The sequence below is a fragment of the Pseudophaeobacter sp. TrK17 genome, from assembly GCF_042192375.1.
Lineage (GTDB): Bacteria > Pseudomonadota > Alphaproteobacteria > Rhodobacterales > Rhodobacteraceae > Pseudophaeobacter.
Genome location: NZ_CP071702.1, coordinates 48,362 through 66,314 on the forward strand (window position 1 = coordinate 48,362; position 17,953 = coordinate 66,314).

Annotated in this window: 19 protein-coding genes; 3 read left to right on the forward strand and 16 right to left on the reverse strand. The window is 62.1% G+C overall.

Annotated features, from left to right (window positions below; genetic code table 11):
- The 3 genes from JZI28_RS21840 to JZI28_RS21850 all read left to right on the forward strand — a co-directional run bounded on the left by JZI28_RS21840 (nt 1) and on the right by JZI28_RS21850 (nt 4,566).
- Nucleotides 1-2,001: a type IV secretory system conjugative DNA transfer family protein gene (locus JZI28_RS21840; protein WP_009807937.1), complete on the forward strand. Its 2,001-nt coding sequence runs from the start codon at nt 1-3 to the stop codon at nt 1,999-2,001.
- A 246-nt stretch (nt 2,002-2,247) separates the two neighbouring features.
- Nucleotides 2,248-3,270 carry an AraC family transcriptional regulator gene (locus JZI28_RS21845; RefSeq protein WP_009807931.1) on the forward strand — a complete coding sequence of 341 codons (1,023 nt, stop codon included), beginning with the start codon at nt 2,248-2,250 and terminating at the stop codon, nt 3,268-3,270.
- Between the two features lie 96 nt (nt 3,271-3,366).
- Complete coding sequence (locus JZI28_RS21850) at nt 3,367-4,566, forward strand: serine hydrolase (RefSeq protein ID WP_009807932.1); 1,200 nt, start codon at nt 3,367-3,369, stop codon at nt 4,564-4,566.
- A 235-nt stretch (nt 4,567-4,801) separates the two neighbouring features.
- On the opposite strand, the gene JZI28_RS21855 is transcribed toward JZI28_RS21850, so the two are convergent.
- From JZI28_RS21855 to JZI28_RS21930, 16 genes are all read right to left on the reverse strand, one after another.
- The gene (locus tag JZI28_RS21855) at nt 4,802-5,035 is read right to left on the reverse strand and encodes a hypothetical protein (RefSeq protein ID WP_009807933.1); all 234 of its coding nucleotides are present in this window, start codon (nt 5,033-5,035) and stop codon (nt 4,802-4,804) included.
- Nucleotides 5,032-6,231 (reverse strand): IS91 family transposase, encoded by a 1,200-nt coding sequence (locus tag JZI28_RS21860; RefSeq protein WP_375700296.1) that lies wholly within the window; start codon nt 6,229-6,231, stop codon nt 5,032-5,034. Before JZI28_RS21860 ends, JZI28_RS21855 begins: the two co-directional genes overlap by 4 nt.
- A 12-nt stretch (nt 6,232-6,243) precedes the next feature.
- Nucleotides 6,244-7,131: a site-specific integrase gene (locus JZI28_RS21865; RefSeq protein ID WP_039965707.1), complete on the reverse strand. Its 888-nt coding sequence runs from the start codon at nt 7,129-7,131 to the stop codon at nt 6,244-6,246.
- A 145-nt stretch (nt 7,132-7,276) separates the two neighbouring features.
- Nucleotides 7,277-8,353, reverse strand: coding sequence for a type IV secretion system protein (locus JZI28_RS21870; protein ID WP_009808070.1), 1,077 nt, complete (start codon nt 8,351-8,353; stop codon nt 7,277-7,279).
- Between the two features lie 12 nt (nt 8,354-8,365).
- The gene (locus JZI28_RS21875; RefSeq protein ID WP_009808069.1) at nt 8,366-8,785 is read right to left on the reverse strand and encodes a hypothetical protein; all 420 of its coding nucleotides are present in this window, start codon (nt 8,783-8,785) and stop codon (nt 8,366-8,368) included.
- Nucleotides 8,782-8,976, reverse strand: coding sequence for a hypothetical protein (locus JZI28_RS21880; RefSeq protein ID WP_009808068.1), 195 nt, complete (start codon nt 8,974-8,976; stop codon nt 8,782-8,784). Before JZI28_RS21880 ends, JZI28_RS21875 begins: the two co-directional genes overlap by 4 nt.
- Nucleotides 8,973-9,959, reverse strand: a complete 987-nt coding sequence (locus JZI28_RS21885; protein WP_009808067.1) for an ATPase, T2SS/T4P/T4SS family — start codon at nt 9,957-9,959, stop codon at nt 8,973-8,975. The genes JZI28_RS21880 and JZI28_RS21885 overlap by 4 nt, the downstream gene beginning before the upstream one ends.
- A gap of 4 nt (nt 9,960-9,963) precedes the next feature.
- The gene (locus JZI28_RS21890; protein ID WP_009808066.1) at nt 9,964-11,343 is read right to left on the reverse strand and encodes a TrbI/VirB10 family protein; all 1,380 of its coding nucleotides are present in this window, start codon (nt 11,341-11,343) and stop codon (nt 9,964-9,966) included.
- Nucleotides 11,340-12,035 (reverse strand): TrbG/VirB9 family P-type conjugative transfer protein, encoded by a 696-nt coding sequence (locus JZI28_RS21895; protein WP_009808065.1) that lies wholly within the window; start codon nt 12,033-12,035, stop codon nt 11,340-11,342. Before JZI28_RS21895 ends, JZI28_RS21890 begins: the two co-directional genes overlap by 4 nt.
- Before the next feature lie 2 nt (nt 12,036-12,037).
- Nucleotides 12,038-12,694: a virB8 family protein gene (locus JZI28_RS21900; protein WP_375700297.1), complete on the reverse strand. Its 657-nt coding sequence runs from the start codon at nt 12,692-12,694 to the stop codon at nt 12,038-12,040.
- Between the two features lie 111 nt (nt 12,695-12,805).
- Nucleotides 12,806-13,615 carry a type IV secretion system protein gene (locus JZI28_RS21905; protein ID WP_009808063.1) on the reverse strand — a complete coding sequence of 270 codons (810 nt, stop codon included), beginning with the start codon at nt 13,613-13,615 and terminating at the stop codon, nt 12,806-12,808.
- Nucleotides 13,615-14,769, reverse strand: a complete 1,155-nt coding sequence (locus tag JZI28_RS21910; protein WP_009808062.1) for a lytic transglycosylase domain-containing protein — start codon at nt 14,767-14,769, stop codon at nt 13,615-13,617. Before JZI28_RS21910 ends, JZI28_RS21905 begins: the two co-directional genes overlap by 1 nt.
- Complete coding sequence (locus JZI28_RS21915) at nt 14,759-15,028, reverse strand: hypothetical protein (protein WP_009808061.1); 270 nt, start codon at nt 15,026-15,028, stop codon at nt 14,759-14,761. Before JZI28_RS21915 ends, JZI28_RS21910 begins: the two co-directional genes overlap by 11 nt.
- Nucleotides 15,025-17,400: a type IV secretion system protein B4 gene (locus JZI28_RS21920; RefSeq protein WP_375700298.1), complete on the reverse strand. Its 2,376-nt coding sequence runs from the start codon at nt 17,398-17,400 to the stop codon at nt 15,025-15,027. Before JZI28_RS21920 ends, JZI28_RS21915 begins: the two co-directional genes overlap by 4 nt.
- The gene (locus JZI28_RS21925; protein ID WP_025042451.1) at nt 17,390-17,668 is read right to left on the reverse strand and encodes a type IV secretion system protein VirB3; all 279 of its coding nucleotides are present in this window, start codon (nt 17,666-17,668) and stop codon (nt 17,390-17,392) included. The genes JZI28_RS21920 and JZI28_RS21925 overlap by 11 nt, the downstream gene beginning before the upstream one ends.
- On the reverse strand, nt 17,661-17,945 hold the full coding sequence (locus JZI28_RS21930) for a TrbC/VirB2 family protein (protein WP_027246639.1): 285 nt from the start codon (nt 17,943-17,945) through the stop codon (nt 17,661-17,663). Before JZI28_RS21930 ends, JZI28_RS21925 begins: the two co-directional genes overlap by 8 nt.
- Between the last annotated feature and the right edge of the window lie 8 nt (nt 17,946-17,953).

A 17,953-nucleotide genomic window follows, 5' to 3' on the forward strand; every position in this document is an offset into this window, starting at 1 on the left:
ATGGGAAAGGCGCGGATCGCGACCGGTGTCTTGTTGGTAACGCTGGTGACCGCCGCCATGGGCTATACGATCGCCTCGGCGGTGCTGACTTACCAGGATCTCGGCTTCGGTGCCGAGATCGACTTTGCCTACATCGCGCAGAACTACATGGCGATCCTCGATCGCCGCCCGGAGGACGCCCAACTCATCCACCTGATCATCGGCAGCTTCGCCGCCGCCGGCCTCATGCTGAGCCTCGCCCTCTCGGGGTCCGCCCTGACACGCTTTGGCCAGACCCATTGGCAGACTGCGCGCGAGATGAAGGCCAATGGCTTCTTCGGGGCGCCGGGCACCGGGTTCATCCTCGGCAAACTTGGGCCGCCGGGCTCCCGCGCAAATTACATTTGCTCGAAGGTTTTTCCGCATGCGCTGATTGTGGCCCCCACGGGCCGCGGCAAGACCACGGGCTTTGTCATTCCGAACCTGCTGACCTGGCAGGGCTCCGCCGTGACGCTCGATGTGAAGGGCGAGTGTTTCGAGGCCACGGCCCGGCACCGCGCAGCCCAAGGCGACAAGGTCTATCGCTTTGCCCCCACCGATTGGGAGGGCAAGCGCACGCATCGCTACAATCCGCTCCTGCGCATCTTTGAGCTGAAAGATCCCGCGCGCCAGCAGATGGAATTGCAGCTCTTGGCGACGCTCTTTTTGCAAAGCGACAACGACCGGGTGCAGGGCCTCCTCAAGGGCGGGATCGATCTCTTTGTGGCAGCAGGCCTGCTGGCCTTCCAGCGCAAGCGCCCCACCTTGGGCGAAATCTATCGCATCGCCGCCTCGGGCGGGAACAAGCAGAAGGAGTACTTCGCGCGGGGCCATGAGGTGGATAACCGGGCCGCAAAACTGATCTTCACGCGGTTGGCTTCGACCAACAATGACACCCTGACCTCTTACGTCTCGCTCCTGATGACCTCGGGTCTCGATCAATGGCAGAACCCGGCCATCGATGAAGCGACGGCAGTCTCGGACTTTGATTTCCGGACGATCCGCAAGAAGCCCTTTTCGGTCTATCTCGTGGTCCAGCCGCTAATGGTCAAACCCCTCGCGCCGCTGATCCGACTCTTCTTCTCCGATCTGCTCTCCGCCATGCAGGAAAAGGATCCCGGGCCGGATGAGCCCTGGCCAGTGATGATCATGCTCGACGAGTTCAATCGCCTCGGCAAGATGCCCATCGTGGTCGAGAGCATCGAGACCTTGCGGACCTATCGTGGACATCTGGCCGTGGTCACGCAAACGATCCCCGCCCTCGATGAAATCTATGGCGAAAACACCCGCCGTGCGCTGCAGGGCAACGCGGGCGTGAAACTTTATCTCACGCCCTCGGATGAGAAGACCGTCGAAGAGCTCAGCAAGGCTGTCGGCAAGACCACGAAGACCGTCATCACGCGCTCGCAGTCCATTGGCAAAAACCCCTTTGAAGGCCGCAGCCAATCCACGCGGACCGAGGAAAGCTCTTTGTTGCCAGAAGATGAAGCGCGCCGTCTGCCCCTCGATGAAATTGTCATGGTCATCGATGCGCAGATGCCGGTCCGTGCGAAGCGGATTCAGTACTTCGACGATCGGCTGTTCAAGGCGATCCACGCGACACAGACGGGCGAGTTGCCGTTTCCGAAGCCTGGGGGAGGTGGGTTGCAGGGCACGCTGCCGCTGAGTGTGCGCGCCATGCCGATGGCGCCGCCGCCGGACGGGCCAAGTGGACCCGAGGCCGATGTAGACGTAGCAGGCCAGCCTACTGATGCTGAACATTCAGGGCAATCTGATGTTGTTCCAAAGAAGACGGCGCCCGTCGTTCAAGCCGTCATCGCCAAGGAACAGCGTCAGATGGAGATGGATTTTGGCAGCCAGGTCGTGGATGCCGAAGCTGCGCGCGTCGTTGATGAGGCGCAAATGCGCTCTGCTGTCGATGGCTTGGATGAAATGGAAGCGATGCTGCGAGAGAACGGTGGTCAAAAGCTGGTTGCTCGATAGGGTGGCGGACATCGCATGCTTGTCGGGGAGGACGGGGAGCGGTCATTCGCTGCGGCTTGAACCAATGTCGGCATTGTAGAGCCTCACACGCCGGGGGGACAACGCGCTCGATCAGAACCTACGCCAGATCGCGACCGTGTCGGCGCGTCCCCACCAACACGTTCATTTCTTTACGACCAATGCCGGATGTCTACCTCGCCAATATCGTGTTACATTGACAATGGAACCACGAGGAGGAGCGGGATTTTGCTGGAACATGCACTTGTTCTGGATTCGTTAGGGGCGCCGATCAGGCACCGGCAGAAAACCCATTCAGCTGATTGGGACGAAGTGGAGGACTTCTGCCGGTCGGTCTATATGCGATATCGGGTGCGGCCTTTGGATCGCTTGTCCCTGCCGGATGCGACCATGATTTCGGCGAAGGCGGGCTGTGTGACCATGACCCGGTTTGCCTACGGCACCGGCATTCACCTTGACCGTTTCGATCCTGATGCCGGAAACATCCTTGTTCTTAACACCCTGCGCGGGGCATTGGATCATCAAACCGATGGTGGCTCTATTGCAACCGCTGCCGGGGAAAGCTTTGTCGTAGATTGCTCCCGAGCCGAATATTGGCTTGAGGGTGATCCCGACCATATGCAGCTGAACCTCACGATCCCGCATCAGGCGATGGTTGATACGGCCGAGAGGTGGTTCGGTTTCGTGCCGGATGACCGCCTGTGGACGAGCCGTGTCAAGATCGGCGGCCCCAACTCAGCCTGGCCCGCGCTTCTCGATTATGCCACCCGTGCCTTAACGCGCGCGGGCGAAGTCTCATCCGACGCAGTCTTGGTGCGGCATATCGAAGAGATGCTTTGCGTCGAACTTCTGCGACAGTGGGCATCGGCCGCTGGGTTGAGCCTTGAGACCGGGGCCCGCTGTGCAGCCCCCGGTTACGTTCGCGCGGCCGAGGAGATCATGGAAGCCGAAGCGCGCGAAGCACCTTCAATCGGCGATGTGGCCAAGCGTGTCGGCGTTTCTGCAAGGACACTGTCCGGCGGATTTCAGAAGTTTCGAGGTATTTCGCCTCGGGCATTCCTCGTGGCGCGGCGGCTTGACGGCTTTCGCCGGGATCTTGAAACTTTGCCAGCCAATGTGACCGTCACCGTGATCGCCGCAGACTGGGGCTTTTCGAACTTCGGCGCTCTGGCCGGCCGGTATCGAGAAAGGTTCGGAGAAACGCCGTCGCAGACGCGTGGTCGGGTCGCACGACGCGTCCGCCCGCACTGACTTCGTTTCCGAAATCGGACAGAACATACCGGTTGCGAACAGCGCGGCCGATCAGTGTTCCGCATTCTTCTCTTCACATCTTCAAGGGAGGAACCAATGAAGGACATCAACCCAAACGATCTGAAAATCCGGTGTGACGCCGTTCTGAACGGACTGGGCACCGGTCCGTCGCGTGTGCCCGGGGTTGTCGCGATGGCAACGGACCGCAATGGCGATATCTACGCCGGCGCGGCCGGAGAGCGGCGGCTGGACGGCGACGCAATGACGGAGGACACGGTCTTCGCCATCTTCTCGACCACCAAGGCAATCGCTGGCACCACAGCCCTGCAATGTGTCGAGGAGGGTTTGTTGGACCTCGATGCGCCTGCGAAAAACTACGCCCCGGCCATCGGTGAGTTGAAGGTGATCGACGGGTTCGACGCGGACGGCACCCCCAGACTGCGCGCCCCCAAAAGTGATGTCACGACCCGCCAACTGATGCTGCACACGGCCGGTTTTGGCTATGATTTCTTTAACGAGACCTATAAGCGCCTCGCCGAAGAGCAGGGCCAGCCCTCTGTCGTCACCGGCAGCCGCGCCTGCATCGAAACCCCGCTGCTATTCGATCCGGGCACGAAGTGGGAATACGGCACGAACATCGACTGGGTCGGACAGGTCGTCGAAGGCATCCGCGGCAAACGCCTGGGCGAGGTTATGAAAGAGAGGATCTTCGACCAGCTCGGCATGCAGGATATCGCCTTTACCCGGACGCCCGACATGAAGGAGCGGACCGCGACCATCCACGCGCGGGGCGAGGATGGCGGGCTGACCCCGATGGACGACTTCGCACTACCTGATGACCCTGAGGTCCACATGGGCGGCCACGGGCTCTACGCGACTGTGCCGGAATACATGAAGTTTATCCGCATGTGGTTGAACGACGGTGCCGGTCCGAACGGGCGGGTCCTGAAACCCGAAACCGTCGAATGGGCCGTGCAGGGCGCACTTGTCCCACCGCAGAAAGTCACCATGCTGCCCGGCGTCATTCCCTCGCTTTCGAATGATGCAGAGTTCTTTCCGGGCATACCCAAGGACTGGTCCTACACCTTCATGGTCAACACCGAAGACGCGTCCACCGGGCGCCCGGCCGGCGCCATCGGCTGGGCCGGGCTGGCGAACAGCTACTATTGGATAGATCGAAAGAATGGGATCGGCGGCTACTGGGCAACGCAGATCCTGCCGTTCGCAGATGGGGTCTCCTTTCCAGGGTATATGGATTTCGAGAGCGCGGTCTACGCGGCCCTCTCGGGGCAATAACGGCATTTTCCTGCTATGCCAAAGGGCGGGGCGCATGCGCGCCCCGTCGGACTTGCCGGTTTTCACGCCTTAGATAGGTTATGAGATAAAGAAGCCATTGGACGGGTTTGGACCGAACGTCCGCTCAGGTGAAGGTTTTCTGATGCGGGTCGCGGCGTGAGGTTCGCGTCTTGGCGGGCGGACGACCCGCGTTGGAAAACCTCCCAAGGTCGAAGCCGCGAGGGTCTTGGTGATGCTATGGGTAAAGTTCGCTGACGATCGAGACGACGGCTGTTTCAGCGGGCCGTTTGGCCTTTTGCACGAGGCTGCAGATGCGGGCTTCCCAGCCCAGTCGCCAAGCGCTGCCCGCCGGGCTGGGTGGATTTGTGGTTTGGGAACCTGCTGATACCTGATCGGCGCAGGTGGCTTGGTCCGGTTCTGCACGGAGCAGCCAGCGTGGGTTGATGATCTGTGACAGGCGGTCGGTCATGCGGCCTGCTCCCGTGGTGGCGCGCGTGACATCGGTTTCTGCCCGCGACGAAAGATCTCGATGATGCGCATGGGTCCCCCGCAGCATGGGCATGGTTCACGCAGCGTGAGCGGGGTGACGTCTGGCTCAGCGTCTTGGACATCTGCCTGATCTGGTGGTTGGACGCAGAGCAGTTTGCGGATTTTTGTGAGATTAGCTTTGCGAGCGCTGCTGGCCAGCAGGCCGTAGTGGCGGATCCGGTGGAACCCGTCAGGAAGGACGTGGATCAAAAAGCGTCGGATGAACTCAGGCGTGGCTAAGCGCATGATCTTCTGGCGGTCCCCATTTTTGAGGCGGTAGTCTTTCCAACGGAAGGCGACGGTGTCGGCATCAGCGCTGACCAAGCGGTGGTTTGAGATGGCGACGCGGTGAGTATAGCGGCTCAGGTAGGCAAGCACGGCCTCTGGGCCGCCAAAGGGCGGCTTGGAATAGACCACCCATTCGGATTTGCGGAAAGGGGTGAGCCAGGTGGTGAAGGCGTCCGTCAGCGCCAGCCGCTCCAAGTCCCCATAGAAAGCCAGGTCTCCGGCTTGGTGCAGCGCCACGAGCCCGTCCAGAAAGAGGCGGCGGAACAGGCGCGACAGCACGCGCACATGCAAGAAGAACCCAGGCTTGCTGGCGACCCATTTGGTGCCGTCCGGCGACAGGCCGCCGCCGGGGACGATCATATGGATATGCGGATGATGGGTCAGTGCCGATCCCCATGTGTGCAGCACGCTGGTCATGCCCACTCGCACGCCCATGCGCTTGCGGTCGGCCGCGATGGTCATGACGGTCTTGGCCGACGCCTTGAACAGCAAGCCATAGATCGCCTTCTTGTTCCAATAGGCGATCTGCGCGATCTCAGCTGGCAGGGTGAAGACGACGTGGAAATATTCCACGGGCAGCAGATCTTCGGCCCGTGCCTCCATCCAGTCGCGCGCGGCCGGTCCCTGGCACTTCGGGCAGTGCCGGTTCTTGCAGGAGTTATAAGCGATGTGATGGTGGCCGCATGTGGCACAGCCAGCCACATGCCCGCCAAGAGCCTCAGTCCGGCAGGCCTCGATCGACGACATCACCTTCAACTGGGAGAGGCTGACATGCCCCGCATTGGCCAGCCGCCACGCAGGACCATGGGTGCGGAAGATATCAGCAATCTCCAGTTCGGTCCGGGGCACCCCGGCGCCCGGTCACTCCAGACTTCGCTTCACCGTCTGATCCTGCAATTTGGCCAGCATCTCGTAGGGGCTGACAGTGTCGCGGATCGTCTTGGTGGCCACATGAGTGTATCGCGCAGTGGTCGTCAGCTTGGCGTGGCCGAGCAGCACCTGAATAACCCGCACGTCGGTGTTTGCCTCCAAAAGGTGGGTGGCAAAACTGTGTCGCAACGTGTGCAATGTCGCCGGCTTCTTGACCCCTGCCATATGCTTGGCTGAGGTGAAAGCGCGGCTTAACTGACGCGGCGAAATCGGGTTGATCTTCGGCTTGCCGGGAAACAGCCAGCCTTCGGGACGTGCCTCGCGCCACCAGGCCCTTAGCAACTCCAGCAAGCCGGGTGACAGCATCACCTTACGGTCCTTCTGACCCTTGCCCAACTCGACATGGATCAGCATCCGGTCGCTGTCGATATCGCTGATCTTGAGGTTGCAGACCTCGGACGCCCGAAGTCCTGCGCCGTAAGAGATGCTGAGCGCGGCCCGATACTTCAGCCCCGGTCCGGGTGCTGCCATCAGGATGTCGGACACCTCCTCGACGCTGAAAACCACGGGCAGCTTGCGCGGTTCGGTGCGGAATTGCATGTAGCGCTTCATCTCCTCCCGCCCGCAGGTCATGCTGAAGAAGAACCGCAGCGCCACGATCCGCACGTTGAACGTCGACGGGGTCACCCCGCTGTCTGTCATGTGCAGCTGATACGCGCGCAGATCTTCCGGTGTCGCCGTGTCGGGTGGCCGCCCAAGAAAGGCCGCGAAGTCCTTGATCGCCCGGATGTGGGACTTCTGCGCCTTCTCGCCCATCCCACGGATGCGCATGTCATCGATCATCCGCTGGCGCAGCGGGGTTACTCTCTCCTCTGTCATGGGAACCTCCTGTCGGTTGATTGAGAAGGCCCCAATCGTCAGACAAGTCAGTCAGATCGCAAAATGCGCGCTGTTACGGAGGGCTCAAATCCATCAGCCGCAAGCGCCATTGCCGCGGAGCGGCTTAGTCCAAGGGCCGTCACCGTCACCGTCGCCCAAGCCGTCCCAGTCTCGCCAGCTGCGCCAGCATTTTTGATCCCGAGTCTGCGGATCCTGTGCCGCCTCCGGAACCCGTCTGTCCCATGCCTTGCCGCACTGGCATTTGCTGTACGCCAAAGAACTGCCGCGCCCTGAGGGCTGCGTATTCTGCGCCACTGGCCCCGCCGATGAGGTAGCGATTGTAGGCCTGCTGGCTTCCCATGGCGGCGCGGGCAAAGCTGTAGCCGCCGCTGAGGCCACCGGAGAGGGCGGGCATCATGATGTTGCCGGAGATCGCGCGGACGATGAAGGGCGTGGCGATAATGAAGCCCTTGGCCATGAGCACCATCATGAAGAAGGGGATGAGCGCGCCGATGTTTGAGGCTCCTTCGGGATCGCCTAGTTCACCGATGAGCGCGGAGGAAACGCCTGTGATCGTTGCGAACACGCCTGCGACGACGATGGGGTATAGCGCAAAGGAGATCAGCGCGGACAGCCAGCGCGCGAAATAATCCTTGGTGACCTCGAAGAGGGTCAGGAAAATCATCACCGGGGCGATCCCGATCAGAAGCGCGATCATCAGTCGGGAGGCCACGAGGATGAAGGCGGCCAGTCCGCCGAGGATTGAGAGCAGAAGCACACCGACGATGTCAAGCATGGCGCCAGCCATCCAGTTCAGCTCGGACCCGGCAGCGTTTAGATAGTCGCCCAGCTCCGCGATCAGCCGGTCGAATTCCTCCGCGAAGGTGCCTGAAGGGCCCGGGCTGCCGCCGCCGACGGAGGCCACGAGCGCGCCCGCGATACTGTCGATCCCATAGAGAATGGCAGATGAGAACGCGTTGAACTGCATCCAGTTGGTCGCGAATATCCCGATGAGCCCGATCTTGACCGCGAGCCAGAAGGCTGTGTGCCCATCCATGGCCCGGTATTGATAGATCATGTTGATTCCGACGAGGATCACCACCAACGTTGTCCCCAAAACCAGGAGCGTGCCGACCGTTGCCGCAACCGCACCAAACTGGGTCTCAGCGGCGGTGTCGAGATAGGCCTGGGAGGTTTCAACGAAGTAGGTGACGACACTCATCGCGGGATTGCCTTACCAATTGCCTGCGGCGTCGCAGATGGCCTTGGCGGCAGTTCGGGCGGCGTTGGCGCGGCGATTGTAGCCTTCCGAGGCTTCGAGCATTTCCCACCGTTCGTCGCTCGCGTAGCTCTCCCGAAACATCGCCTCGGCCGCGTCCCAGGACGGGAACCGGGTCGCGCAGTCGCAGTTGCCGATCTCGACGACCCGCTCGAGGTTTTGGGCACGGTAGATGTCTTGGACCAGCACGCGCTGATAGGCTTGGCGCAGGGGGATTTCTTGCATCCAGCTGAGTTCAGCGGGGCGGTCCGGACAGACATCGAAGCGGCGCTCCAAGGTAGGGACTAGGTCGCGCTCGGCGAACGCGGGGGTGAACGTCAGGCTGAGGCCGAGGGCGAGCGCAGCCAGGGCGAGGCGAAACCGCGTCACTCTCATGCCGCGGTTCCAACTGTTGTCGTTTCGCGCTTCAGAAACACTGTGTGCCCGACATTGGCGAATTCCGAGGAGCTGATCGACACCACCTCCCAGCCTTCTGCACCTTTGGCATTCAGGCTGGCCTGCATGTCGGAAAGGCCGGTCTTACGAGTCATGGGAAAGGACAAGATATCGTATTCAAAGGTTTTCATGGGGAAGTTCCAATCTCAGTTGCGCCGGGCAGGTAGAATTCGGTGATGCCGCGTTTGCCGTCATGGCGGCCGGCCTGGATGATCACATCGATGGAATTTTCGATGTACTGGATCATGTCGGCATAGGTCATCGGGATTTCGGTCTTGAGTGCCGCGATCGCGAGCCGCTGCACGGCGAGTTGCGGGGTTTCGGCATGCAGTGTGGTCATGGAGCCGCCATGGCCGGTGTTGATGGCTTCCAGAAAGGTCATGGCCTCCTTGCCGCGCACCTCGCCCAGGATGATCCGGTCGGGGCGCATGCGCAGCGTGGCGGTGAGAAGCACATCGGCGGTCTGGAATTCCGCGTCACGATTGGCGATGAGGGTCACGGCATTTGGCTGGGTCGGTAAAAGCTCGGCCGCTTCTTCGATGGTCACGATGCGTTCCTCGGCCGGTACGTGAGAGAGGATCTTGCGCGCGGCGACGGTCTTGCCGGTGGAGGTGCCACCCGAGACGATCATGTTGAGTTTATTCTCGACGCAGAAGGCAAGCGCATCATCGATCAATCCGGCAGCCACCACGGCGCGCAAGGCGCGCTTCTTTTCCACGCGCAGGTCTTCGAGCTTGCGCTCTTTTCCGTAGAGGAAATCGAGCGCAATGCCCTCGAGTGGCAGGCTCGAGAAGAACCGCAGGCTGATCGACATGGCCGAGAGCACGGCGGGCGGGGTGATGACCTGCGCGCGGATCGGGCGCCCCTTGTAGGTGATCGAAACCGAGACGATGGGGCGGTCCTTGCTCATCGTGGTATTGGCAGAGGACGCGATCTGGTTGCCGAGGTCCCTGACCTGAACGCTCGTCAGCCTCTGGTCCAGTGCGCGCATGAAGTGATCGCCCTGGAATTCGCCCCAGCAGGTGCCATCAGGGTTGATGCAGATCTCGATGACATCGTCGCGAGCGGCGGCGTCGATCCGGTCGAGCGAGGTTTCGAGATAGCTCAGCGACATGGGCTCAGAATATCTCCAGATCGCGGTCGACCATGACCGTGACGCGTGCGCCTTGGTCGACATAGATGACGGGGCCGATGGAGAGGTAATCGCCAATGACGCTGTCCGTGGCATCTGCCAGATCATCGCCAACGTCTTCGAGAACGTCGGCGGCAGTCTCATCCTGGACCTCGGAGGCGGCGGCACTTGGTGCGGCGGAAATCAGCGAGATCAGGGCGGCCGACCCGAAACGCGCGGCAAAGCGCGTGTCTATGAGCCCCGTGACACCGGAACGGCCCAGTTCATCGCCCCCGAAGGAGCTGATCTGGACGGTTTGGCCCGCGGGCAGGATGATCCGGTCCCAGGCGATCGTGACGCGACGCTGCGCGATATCGACGCCGGCGCGGTAGCGCCCGATGAGACGGGATCCGCGCGGGATCAAAAGGCGCGTGCCATCCACGCTGTAGACATCCTCGGACACCACGGCACGGGTCTGGCCGGGCAGGGAGCTGTCGAGGGCGGTTTCCATGATGGCCTGGATCATGGTGCCCTGGATGATGGTGTTAGAGGGATTGGCGATCACCTCGGCCTGCGTCACGGTGGAGGGCAACGCACCGTTCAGCACGAAATCCGTCACCTCGCCGAAGGTGCGTTCGGTCAGAGCCGTTTCATTCGCTCCGGACGTGCCGCCAAACGCGACGGTGGGCGAGGCGATGCGCCGCTCCTGGAAGGCGCGTTCCTCCGCGGCGCGGCGCTCCAGCTCGGCCATGCGCCGGGCTTCTTCCTCGCGGCGAAGTCGCTCTTGCTCGCGTGCGCGCAGCTCATCTTCCGTGGGGCCCGCTGGGGCGGGCTGGGGTCGGCTGGCCTCGAGTTGGGCCAGTTCCAGATCCATGCGGAGTTGCTCAAGGCTGCGATCCCGCGCCGTCAGTTCGTCCTGGAATCGTTGCTGTGCGGCTTCCGAGGCGGCTTGTAGCGCCGCGATCTGAGCAGTCAGCGCGTCGATCGCCTCTGCGGCGGCGGTGTCTTCCTCGACAACTGGTTCAGGGGCGTTGCGCAACTCCTCGATCTGGGCCTGCAGGGCGGTGATCTGCGCCAGAAGCTCCGCGTTGGGCTCGACGGGGTCTGGTCCGACGAACACAACCTCGGGCTCGGGCGGGGGCAAGGTCTCGATAGCGCCAAAGCCATCCCCTTCGTTTTGGAAGACGTCCGGAGTGGCCGTCGGCAAGGCTTCCTCTTCTTCGGGCTGTGAGAGAAGATAGAGCAGGGCACCACCTGCGCCGATGACGAGGACCACGATCAGCGCGAGAAGGGGCGACCGGCGCTGCGCCGCCGTGGGGGCGCGGGCACTGCCTTTCTCAAGGGCGGCGAGGCGTTTTTCCAGCTCGGTGTTCCCGGTATCGCTCATGAGGTGGCCTCCGCGGGCGGGATCACCTCGATGCAGACCACCTCTTCGCCCAGTCGCAGGACCCATTGGCGGTTCACGCCGCTGACGCGGATCACGCCGTCTTCAGGAGTTTGCGTGTTGACCGTGCGCTCGCGGCCGCCCGCGTAGCGGAAGATCGCGGGCACAGGCGCGTTTCTTGGAAACGCGAAATACGTGAATGTCCCGTCATCCCAGATGCGGGTTGGCGTAAACTCGGTCCGCGCGCTGGCACCGTAATTGTAGTTTGGCGCTTGGGCGGCGATGGCCCGGGTCGGGCGCGCATCGTCATCAGGATAGCGGAACTGCACCACATAGAAGGTCGGGCTGCGAACCTCCTCGACGTTGAAATAGTAGCTTCGCCTGTTCGTGTAGACCGTCACATTGGTATGCACCCCGCGCGCCACAGGCTTGATCGCGAAGGCCTGACCGCCCGGGACGCCGTCGATCTCAAACCCTTCCGTGTCGCCTGCGATGATCGAGCGGATGCTTTCGCCCTCGCCGAACTCGATGGTGGTCACATGGGTGAGCGACACGCTGAGACGGTAAACCTGACCCTCCTGGTAGGTGGCCAAGCGCACCCGGCTGTCGTTGGGACCGCCACGCGGGATGGCTTCGGCAGAGGCGAGGCCGGGCAACAGGGCAATGACAAAAATAAGCGATCTTATAAACAACAACGTCAGTTCTCCAATCTGTCGGAGCGGATGGAATATTCGAGGACGGTGAAGCCGAATGGATTGGTCCAGACCTCGTCGATGGAGCGGCGGGTCTCGGGGCGGAACTCGAAGAGAAGGGTCGCGGTGAAGAGCCCGGTTTGGGTGCCGTTGATGGAGGTCAGACGCTTGCGCAGGCGCACCGTGGCGCGGTTGGTGCCGATCCGGTTGATGCTGAGGATTTCCACGTCGAGCCGGGCATTGGGGCCATAGACGGTCGGCGGATAGTTTTCATTTGCGCTGTTCCAGATCTGGCGCAGCCCGCTCTCGGCGGCCCCGTCAGAGCGGCGCAGGACGCTGCGGATGCGCAGGTCGTTGTCGAGCTGGTTGTAGACCTCGCGGTCGGTCACATAGCGGAACACTTCCGCCTCGATGATCGCCTGGTTGGCGGTCACCGAGGAAGCGCCCACCGAGGCTTCGGGGAGTGCAAAGCCGGTGGCGGGATCATAGGGGACAACGACGGGGGGCGGATCGACATCGAGGATCGAGACAGCTGCCGCGCTCAGACAGCCGATGATGCCGAAGACAAGGCCTATCAGGCCAAGACGCTGCGAAAGCCGTTCACGGCGCAGGGCACCGTAGACCAGCTCTTCCTCGATGATCTCTTGTTCACTCGCCACCATTCATGCCCCCGCTCGGCGTTTCGAAATGAGTTGAATCGGTTCTTCGCTGCCTCTCGCTGCGCTCGAACGCGAAAACCGATCTTTGATTTTGTGGATCAATTTCGAAACGCCTTAGTCGGCCCGGAGGTTTGGCAAGGTGAAATCCATGAAGCGCTGCTCTTCGGCGATGGTGGCGGCATCGATCACGCCGCCGGTGCCATCGCCCACCGTTTGAATCGCTTCCAGCTGCCACATTGCCACGAGGGCGATGGCCAATTCAGCTGTCACGCGCGTGTTGAGATCGACGCTTTGCTTGAGCTCTTCCATGTCGTCGATGAGACCCACAAGGCGGTCGACCCGCTCGAGCGATTGGCCGGCATCCTCATAGCTGTTCTGGGCCGCCGCCGAGACAAGGGCACCGGTGGTGGCCTGCGTCGCCACACGGTTGGCCCCGGGATTGCCGCTGGTGGCCATTTCCGAGAGCGTGTCTTCATCGAAGCCGAGATCGGCCAGCACCCGGTCCATCTGGGTTTCGATTTCGCCTGCGCCGGAGCCCGAGAGTCCCGAGAAATCCCCAGTCTTGATCGCCTCAATCGTGGCGAGGATGTCCCCGAACTCTTGGTCGAGCAGACCGTTCAACTCGTCTTCCATTTCCGTCCGGATGATTTCTGGAAGCTCGGCAAGTCGGGTCAGGGCCTCGTAGGTTCTTTGCAGCTCCGCGAGTTGGTCCGTGAGTGTCGCAAGCTGTTCGCGGAGCTGCGTCAGCTGCTCGTTTTGCAGGATCTCGTCTTCGATCATCTGCCGGAGCTGCTGGATGTTTTGCGCGATATTCTGGGTGTCGACGACCGGTACACCTTGCGCGAGGGCAGGGGATAGGGCGCCAAGATGCAGACCGATCCCAAGTGTCGTGGCCAAGGCCGTCCTCACGAGCAAAGGTCCCATCATTCAATCTCCCTGATCGTAAAATCCATGAACGCGCCTTCGGCCATGCGGGCGCTGGCCTGGGCCAGCTCCTCGGCAGAGAGGACGCGGGTGCGTGCCGCCTGAAGCCGGATGCGGGCGGCAACGAGGCGCACCAGTTCGGCTCGGGCATAGGTGTTGAGCGCGATGCTTTCTTGCACGTCTTCCGTCTCGGAAATCCGCTCGACGATGTCCGCAATACGGAAGGCGGCCTGCCTAATCGCCGCAGGGGAATTGTTGCCATAGAAGGCCGCGCCGTGCCCGGTGATTGAGAGGTTCGCATTGGCGAGAAGTGCCGGATCAATCGTGCCGAGCGCTTCGATCCCGCCGATACGGCTCAGGTAGAGATTGTAGCGTTCGGGAATGACCTGAACGTAATGCTGGGTTTCGGCAAAGGGCGGGACGCCACCATATTCGAACACCCGGCCGGGTCCCGCGTTATAGGCCGCGAGCGCATTGATGATATTGCCGTCGAAGGTGTTGAGCTGTGTCGCGAGATAGCGTGCACCGCCATGCACCTGCAGGTAGGGGCTGTCATAGTATTCCGGATTGATGCCCAGATCGCTGGCCGTGCCCGGCATGATCTGGGTGAGACCATAGGCGCCGACGGGAGAGCGTGCACCGGTGGTGAAACGGCTTTCCTGCCAGATCAGCGCTTGCAGCAGCGCGCGCCATTGGACGGGGGAGAGCCCTGCGCGTCCAACACCCGCAAAGCCGCTGGTCTCCTGAGCCACGCGGATGATGAGCTGCTCGATGGTCTCAGACGCATCCCCGAACATCTGCGCACCGCCGGGATTGGGATCGATGTCGGCATTGCCATAGACCGCCTCGACTGACCGGGCCGGATCCCCGCTGCCGCTTTCCAGCCCCGAGACCATAGCCGGCAAGCCCTGACCGCCGAAGCTGGTCTGGGCATCGAGGATGCGTTGCAGGGTTTCCAGCTGCTCCCGTTCGATCTCGGCAATGAGTTCGCGCACGGCAAGCTTGTCGGCCTGAACGGCCAAGTCAGCCTCGCGATCGCCAGTCTCGACGATGTCACGCGCAATCAGCCCACTGTCATTGGTCGGCACGCCTTGAGACAAAGCGAGACCGGGCAGCAGGCAAAGTGCCAGGATATGAGGCAGGCTAGACTTCAATGTCGCCCTCCAGTGCGCCAAGGGGCGTGAAGGTGCAATCAGGCGAGATGGCTGTCGTGGAGGCGAGGAAGGTGAAGCAATTGGCCTGCGGTTCCTGGTACTGGGCACAGGAGGCCAACGCACCGAGCGCAGCCAAAGCCAACAATTTGGCGTTTCGAGATTGTCTTGAATCGTTTGTTCGCTGCCTCTCGCTGCGCTCGAACGCGAAAAACGATGCAGGATTTTTTGGTGAAATCTCAAAACGCCATATACGGATCATGAAAGCCTCCAGAAATCAGTGCGGTCGCGGTAATCGGCACCCACGAGCGCCTCGCCTTTGTCCATGCCGCCAAGGATGGTGAGATTGGGTCCAAGCGCGCTCAGATCGGCATCGACGACGATCGAGCCCTGATCGTCGCGGATCAATGCGAGGCGGCTGTTGCTGCCCGTGTTGAGAAGGACGTCGAGCTCCTTCTCCGTGAGGTTCAGCATGGCGTAATCCGCAGGCTGCGCGCGGATATTGGGCAGCAGGATCTGCGTCGGAACGGCCTCGACGATGGTCTTACCGGTCCGGGTGCGCTCGAGCTGGCTTGCGTATTGCGTCATCATCACCGCGACGGTGTTCTGCTTGCGCGCGGTCACCAGCCAGTTCGACAGCCGCTCGGCGAAATACGCGTTATCGAGGGCCTTCCAGGCCTCGTCGATCACGATGATGGTGGGACGGCGGTCCTCGATCTCGCGTTCGACCCGGCGGAAGAGATAGGAGAGGACCGCCATCCGTTCCTTGTCGGCCTCGCTGTCGAGAATGCCGGTCAGATCGAAGCCCACGACATCGCCCTTGAGGGAGAACGTGTCCTCGAGGCTCTGCCCGAAGATCCAGCCATAGCGGCCGTCTTCGGTCCACTCGAGCAGACGCTGGTGCAGATCGCCGCCATCGTCGGTGGACACAAAAAGCGATGCGAAATCCCGCCAGTTCCGCAGGGCCGGATTGGAGGCCTGCGCGTTCTGGCGCACCACTTCCTGGATGCGATTGGTCTGTGCCGGTGTGAGCGGCTTGTCAGCGCGGTAAAGAAGCGTGGCAAGCCAGTCCGAGAGCCAGGCGGTGCCGCGCGCATCGGTCTCGGTCCAGAGCGGGTTGAGACCCGTGGGCTGGCCGGCGTTCAGGGACGCGTAGCGCCCGCCATTGGCGCGCACCGCCATCTCCATGCCAAGACGGTAATCGAAGACGAAGATCCGCGCCCCTGCGCGACGGGCCTGGGTCATCAGAAAGGCGGACAGCACCGATTTGCCCGAACCGGGCCGCCCCATGATCAGGGTATGCCCGCTGGTCGGTTCTTTGTCGGGCGATCCCTGCTCGTGATAGGAAAACCGGTAGGCGCTTTGCTCCGGCGTGGGCAGATAGGTGACGACCCGGCCCCAGGGGGTAAGTGCTGCAGGTTTGCCGAGCTGTGTCCGGTGGAAGGCCGCGAAATCCGCGAAGTTGCGATTGGTGACGGCGCTGGCACGCACGCGCTTGGGCTGGTTGCCGGGATGCTGGCTCAAGTAATGTGCCTTGGCCGCGACCCGGTCGCCGATCATCTTCACGCCTTCGGTTGCGGCGGCGTTCACGATCTCCGCGCTGAGGGTCTGCAGCTCGTCCAGTGTGTCGCAGAAGAGCGTCACGACCATGTGGTGTTCGCCGAAGCTTTGGCGCTTGGCCTCGAGATCATCGGCGGCGATATCGAGGGCTTCCAGGAGCGAGAGGGCTGCATCCTGGCTGGCCTGCATCTGGCGCTTTTGCCGCTTGATGCGGCCCGCCATGAGGTTCGAATTGATCGGCGTGAAGGAATGCGTGACGATCATGTCGACCGGCAGGTTCAGCATGTCGAACATGGTGCAGGAGGTGCCTTCCGAGTATTCTCCGATGGTGAAGCTCTTGCCGTAGCGGTGGCCCACGACGCCCTCGGAAAGCTCGAAATGGTCGCCGTGAAACGTCACGCGGGTATTGGCGACGTTGAAGGACAGAAAGCCGTAGGTGTTTGCCGGGTAGAGCGGCAGCTCGGTGCCCGTGTTGAGCGCGCCCAAAAAGCCCACCAACTCTCCCGATCCGGCTGATAGCAGGCGCGGCTTGAGCTCGGTAAGCCCCGAGAGGAAGACGTTCACGGCCTCACCGAGGCGCTGCTGGCGTTTGCGGGTCTCCTCTCTCAGCCGGTCCGGCGCGCTGCGGCTGAGGAACGGCAGGAGGCTTTTCGGAGGCGGCCGGTGAATGACGGTGAGCGTCAGTGTTTTGTCGCGGAGCCCGCTGGTCTCGAGTTTCGCGCGCCAGCGCCGGTCAACCTCGCCTGCGAAGCTGTCCTCACGGATCGGGTCGAGATCAGGTTTGATGGCCTTGGAGACCTTGTGGACGTAATAGCTGAATTCTGGCCCGAGTTGCGCGACGATGCGAGCAAAAAGCGCCGTCACCTTGTCGAGATAGGCATCGTCCGTCGTGTAGCTGTTGATCCCCTCAAGGCGAATGCACCGGAAGAGTTCGTTCACCCGAGTCCGCACGGTCTGGTCGTCGACGAGGCTCACATAGGGCAGCATATGCGCAAGCCGGGTCTCGCGCGCATACCAGTCTGGCGTCATTGTGCGGGCATCGAGCGCAGCATCACGGGCGTCATCACGGGGCATAGCTGTCCCCGCCATGGATGGACCTGTTGCGCGTGGGCGGTGTCTCCTGCAGGGCTGTCATCATCACGTCGATGAAACGCGGGTCCCAATCTGCGGCCTTCCAAAGCACCGGGTAGAGAAGGGCCGCGACAGCCAGTACCGCGATGTGCTGGACCCAGACGAACAAGAGCACCGAGCCGAAGAGCCAGACCATCGCATACATGATGGGCAGGCCCAGAAGCTTGGGCGGGCGCACGAGGCCGAGGAAGAGAGGCGCGCGCTCAGCCACCGGCGAAGACCGCGGCAACGATGGTGGGGGCAGCCGCAACACCGGCGATCCCGACGAGGACCCAGAGCGCCTGGCGCAGATCGATGATGTTGAAGAACCAGCTCAAGAAAACGCCAAGGACCGCGAGTGTGGCGATCACGACGCCGAGCGGGCCGGTCAGCGCATCGACAATGCCCTGCAACAAGCTTTGGATCGGGGAGAGATCGATGCTTTGGGCAAGGGCGGGCTCGGCAATGAGCAGGAATAGCGCCAGTGAGGCGACAAAGAGGTTTGAAATCCAACTTG